This is a genomic window from Acidovorax sp. LjRoot204 (assembly GCF_056175785.1).
In genome coordinates this window covers 1-4309 of record NZ_JBGFFF010000249.1, presented here as the reverse complement: position 1 = coordinate 4309, position 4309 = coordinate 1, and the positions used below count along the sequence as shown (strand labels likewise).

The 4309-nt window shown below is 66.8% G+C and carries 5 protein-coding genes; all 5 read right to left on the bottom strand.

Annotated elements, in window-relative coordinates:
* A partial coding sequence (locus AC04MI_RS23785) for an SDR family oxidoreductase (RefSeq protein ID WP_476498882.1) occupies nt 1-696 on the bottom strand: 696 nt, incomplete at its 3' end.
* Between the two features lie 183 nt (nt 697-879).
* A complete protein-coding gene (locus AC04MI_RS23780; RefSeq protein WP_099730442.1) occupies nt 880-1089 on the bottom strand; it encodes a hypothetical protein in 210 nt (69 codons plus the stop codon).
* Nucleotides 1089-2957, bottom strand: a complete 1869-nt coding sequence (locus AC04MI_RS23775) for an acyl-CoA dehydrogenase (RefSeq protein ID WP_476498881.1) — start codon at nt 2955-2957, stop codon at nt 1089-1091. The genes AC04MI_RS23780 and AC04MI_RS23775 overlap by 1 nt, the downstream gene beginning before the upstream one ends.
* Before the next feature lie 115 nt (nt 2958-3072).
* On the bottom strand, nt 3073-3573 hold the full coding sequence (locus AC04MI_RS23770; protein ID WP_436077169.1) for a PaaI family thioesterase: 501 nt from the start codon (nt 3571-3573) through the stop codon (nt 3073-3075).
* A 3-nt stretch (nt 3574-3576) separates the two neighbouring features.
* A partial coding sequence (locus tag AC04MI_RS23765) for an acetyl-CoA C-acyltransferase (protein WP_476498880.1) occupies nt 3577-4309 on the bottom strand: 733 nt, incomplete at its 5' end.

Genomic DNA, 4309 nt, shown 5'->3' with positions numbered 1-4309 from the left:
CTTCAGGTCTTCATCATCGCCCAGGCGGCCCAGAGGGGCGTGGGCAGCCAGCGCTTCTTCGCCCATGGCCTTCAGTGTGCCCACCGTCATCTTGCTCGGGAAGAAGCCCGGGCAGATCGCGTTGACGCGGATGTTGTAGGCCCCCCATTCGGCCGCCAGCGCCCGTGTGAAGTTGATCACCGCACCCTTGGAGGTGTTGTAAGCAATGGTGTTCATGCCCTTGGGGTTGCCGCCCAGGCCGGCGATGGACGCCACATTGATGATGCTGCCGCTGCGGCGGCCGATCATGCTGTGCTTGGCGATGTGCTGGCTCAGGATGAAGTACCCACGCACGTTGAGGTTCATCACCTTGTCCCAGGCCTCCACGGGGTGGTCTTCAGCCGGAGAGCCCCAGGCCGCGCCCGCGTTGTTGACCAGGATGTCCACATGGCCCAGGCGCTGCAAGGTCTCGTCGGCCAGGCGGCGGATGTCTTCTTCCTTGGCGCAGTCGGCAGCAATCCAGCGCGCGTCGATGCCTACGGCCTGCAGGTCGGCCGTGGCTTCTTCCAGGTCAGACGCCTTGCGCGAGCTGAGCACGATCTTGGCGCCCGCCTCGCCCAGCGCGTGGGCCAGTTGCAGGCCCAGGCCGCGCGAGCCGCCGGTCACCAGGGCGGTCTTGCCCGTCAGGTCAAACAGTTGTTGGATGGTGCGTGTCATGTGAATGTCTCCTTGGATTTTTGCCAGTCGATGGATGTTCTCGGACCACAGCCCGGCGCTGGAATGCGCCAGCCAGGGGGTGGAATACAGGCAGCCATTGTGCGGCGCCAGAAGGCTGCATTGTGTCGCCGCCGCGTCCGCTCCGCAGTGGGCCCGCCAGGTGGCTGCAGCGGTGCCGCAGCGTCAGCCCTGGGGGTCGTCCTTGAGCCGCGCCCGCACGGCGATCAGCACCACGCCCACGGCAGCCACCAAGCCCCCGCCCACCATCAGCACCCAGCCCGTGGCCGCATCGGTGCGGGCGGTGGCAATGCCCAGCACCAGCGTGAGCAGGCCGCCGTAGATCAGAGCCCAGATGATTTTGTGCAAGCGCTGCAGGGTGTGCGCGGCGGCCATCAGAACGCCTCTTCAGGAAAGCTGGCGCAGGTCGCGTCGCGTGCACTGACCACTTGCAGCCAGGCGCCGATCTTGGGCAGCTCGTAATGGAAGAAAAAGCGCATGGCGCCCATGCGGCCCACGCTGGCGGGCTGCGCCAGCGCGGCATCGGCCGCCAGCGTGGCCAGCGCCACGTCCAGCCACACCCAGGCCAGCACCGTGTGGCCAAAGGCCTGCATGTAGGGCACGGCGTTGGACAGCGCATCAGCGGGTTGGCCCGTGGCCCAGGCGGCCTTGGTGGCAGCGCCCACGTCCTGCAGCGCCTTGCCCAGCGCGTTGGCGTGGGCAGCCAGCGCGGGCACCTGGATGGCGCGCTCGATGGTGGCGTTGATGCACCCGGCCAGCAGTTGCAGGCCACGACCGCCTTCCATCAGCACCTTGCGACCCAGCAGGTCCATGGCCTGGATGCCGTGGGTGCCTTCGTGGATCATGTTCAGGCGGTTGTCGCGCCAGTACTGCTCCACCGGGAAGTCGCGCGTGTAGCCGTAGCCGCCGTGGATCTGGATGGCCAGGCTGTTGGCCTCCAGGCACCATTCGCTGGGCCAGCTCTTGGCGATGGGGGTCAGCACTTCCAGCAGCAGGCGGGCTTCGTCGGCCGCAGCGGCATCGCCCGTGTGTTGCTCGTCCACCAGCCGAGCGCAGAACAGGTTGAGCGCCAAGGCGCCCTCGCCGTACGACTTTTGCGCCAGCAGCATGCGCTTGACGTCTGCGTGCTCCACGATGCGCACCTGGGGCTGGGCGGCGTCCTTGACCACGGCAGCCGCGCCGTCCTTGGGGCCCTGCACGGGCCGGCCCTGGGGTCGGTTCTTGGCGTAGTCCAGGCTGGCGTAGTAGCCGGCCAKGCCCAGCATGGTGGCGGCCRTGCCGAYGCCRATGCGCGCCTCGTTCATCATGTGGAACATGCAGTGCAGGCCCTTGCCGGGCTSGCCGACCAGGTARCCCACCGCRCCYGCCTKGCCRYCCACGGGGTACTTGCCCTCGCCRAAGTTCAGCAGCGTGTTGGTGGTGCCRCGCCAGCCSAGCTTGTGGTTSAGGCCSGCSAGCGCCACGTCGTTGCGCACGCCGGTCAGCTGGCCGTTGGTGTCCACCAGCTTCTTGGGCACGATGAACAGCGAGATGCCCTTGGTGCCGGGCACCAGCTTGCCGTCTGGCCCCGGGATCTTGGCCAGCACCAGGTGCACGATGTTTTCGGTCAGCTCATGGTCGCCCGAGCTGATCCACATCTTGTTGCCCTTGAGGCGGTAGCGGGGACCGAGCGGGTCGCTCTCAAAGCCCTCGCCATCCGGCACGGCGCGTGTGGCCACGTCGGACAGGGACGAGCCCGCCTGTGGCTCCGACAGGCACATGGTGCCCGACCAGCGGCCGTTGAATTCATTGAGCGCAAACACCTGCTTTTGCAGATCGGTGCCATGCACCATGAGCAGGTTGGCGTTGCCCGAGGTCAGCAGGTTGGACCCAATGCTGATCGAGGCGGCCGCGAAAAAGCTGTTGGCCGCCGCCTCCACCGTGTAGGGCAACTGCATGCCGCCAATGTCGTAGTCCTGCGCGGCGCTCAGCAGGCCCGACTCGGCGTAGGCGCGCCGTGCTTCGTAGGTGGCCTGCGGCAGCACCACGCGCAGCGTGCCGTCGGGCTCGGTCTCGGTGCGGGGTTCTTCGGTGTCCACCACGCGGTTGAAGGGCGCGTACTTCTCGCGCGCRATGCGCTCSSAGGTGTCGAGCACSGCRTCGAAGGTYTCGCGSGAGTGGTCTGCAAAGCGCTCGCGGGCTTGCAGCTTCTCGGCGTTCAGCCACTGGTAGAGCAGGAAATCGACGGTGGGACGTAGGCTCATGGCATTTCAGGGTTAAAACGGCCCCAGGCGCAGATAAATCATGCGCCAGCAGCTATCAAATAAGGAGTAAACGGCGCAGGAGTGAGGAGGAACATGCTCCCATCCCTTGCCACCATCAGGCGCCAGCGGGGGCCGGCGCTGCGCCATCGCGCGGTGGCAGTGCGGCGATGGTGCCTTGCGCCACGGCGCACAGCTTTTCGGTGCCTGCCTGCACCACCAACACATCGCAGCGGCACACCGCCTGCGCGCGGCCATGGTGCACCGCCTGCGCACGGGCGATGAGCAGTTCGCCTACCGCAGGGCGCAGGTAGTTGATCTTGAACTCGGAGGTGACCACGGGCACCCGCATCGCGGTGCCTCCCGCGTAGGTCAGGGCGTTGTCGGCCACATAGCTCAGCACGCCCCCGTGCACAAAACCATGCTGTTGCAGCAACTGGGGCGTGATGGGCAGGTGCAGCTCGCAGTGCCCAGGGGACAAGGCATGCAGCCGCGCCCCCACCAGGATGCTGAACGGCTGCGATGCCAGTACCTCACGCCCCATGGCCAGGAAGACCTCGGGCGGCACCACGACATCGGGGATGTCGGTGCGCGGTGGCGACGAGGCCTGCCCGGACATGGCTTACAGCACCTCGAAAATGCCCGCAGCGCCCATGCCGCCGCCGATGCACATCGTCACGCACACTTTCTTGGCGCCACGGCGCTTGCCTTCGATGAGGGCGTGGCCCGTGAGGCGCTGGCCCGACACACCGTAGGGGTGGCCCAGGGCGATGGCGCCGCCGTTCACGTTCAGACGGTCCGCCGGGATGCCCAGCTTGTCGCGGCAGTACAGCACCTGCACGGCGAAGGCTTCGTTCAGCTCCCACAGGTCGATGTCCTGCACCGTGAGGCCCAGCTTCTTCAGCACCTTGGGCACGGCAAACACAGGGCCGATGCCCATTTCGTCAGGCTCGCAACCGGCCACTGCAAAGCCGAGGAAACGACCCAGGGGCTTGAGGCCCTTCTTGCTGGCGTACTCTTCGCTGGTGATCACGCAGGCACCGGCGCCATCAGAGAACTGGCTGGCATTGCCGGCCGAGATCAGGCCACCGGGCAGTGCCGACCGCAGGCCACTGATGGCCTCCACCGTCGTGCCTTCACGCGTGCCTTCGTCCTTGCTCACCGTCACTTGCTTGGTGATCAGGCCCAGCGTCTTGTCAGCCACACCGGCCGTCACGGTGATGGGGGCGATTTCTGCATCGAACAAGCCGTTGGCCTGAGCGGCACAGGCCTTTTGCTGGCTGCCTGCACCGTACTCGTCCATGGCTTCGCGGCCGATGTTGTAGCGCTTGGCCACTTGCTCGGCGGTCTGCAGC

Excerpts from the sequence above, each read along its gene's own strand:
- AC04MI_RS23780 (WP_099730442.1), bottom strand. The coding sequence starts at position 1,089 with ATGGCCGCCGCGCACACCCTGCAGCGCTTGCACAAAATCATCTGGGCT.
- AC04MI_RS23770 (WP_436077169.1), bottom strand. The coding sequence starts at position 3,573 with ATGTCCGGGCAGGCCTCGTCGCCACCGCGCACCGACATCCCCGATGTC.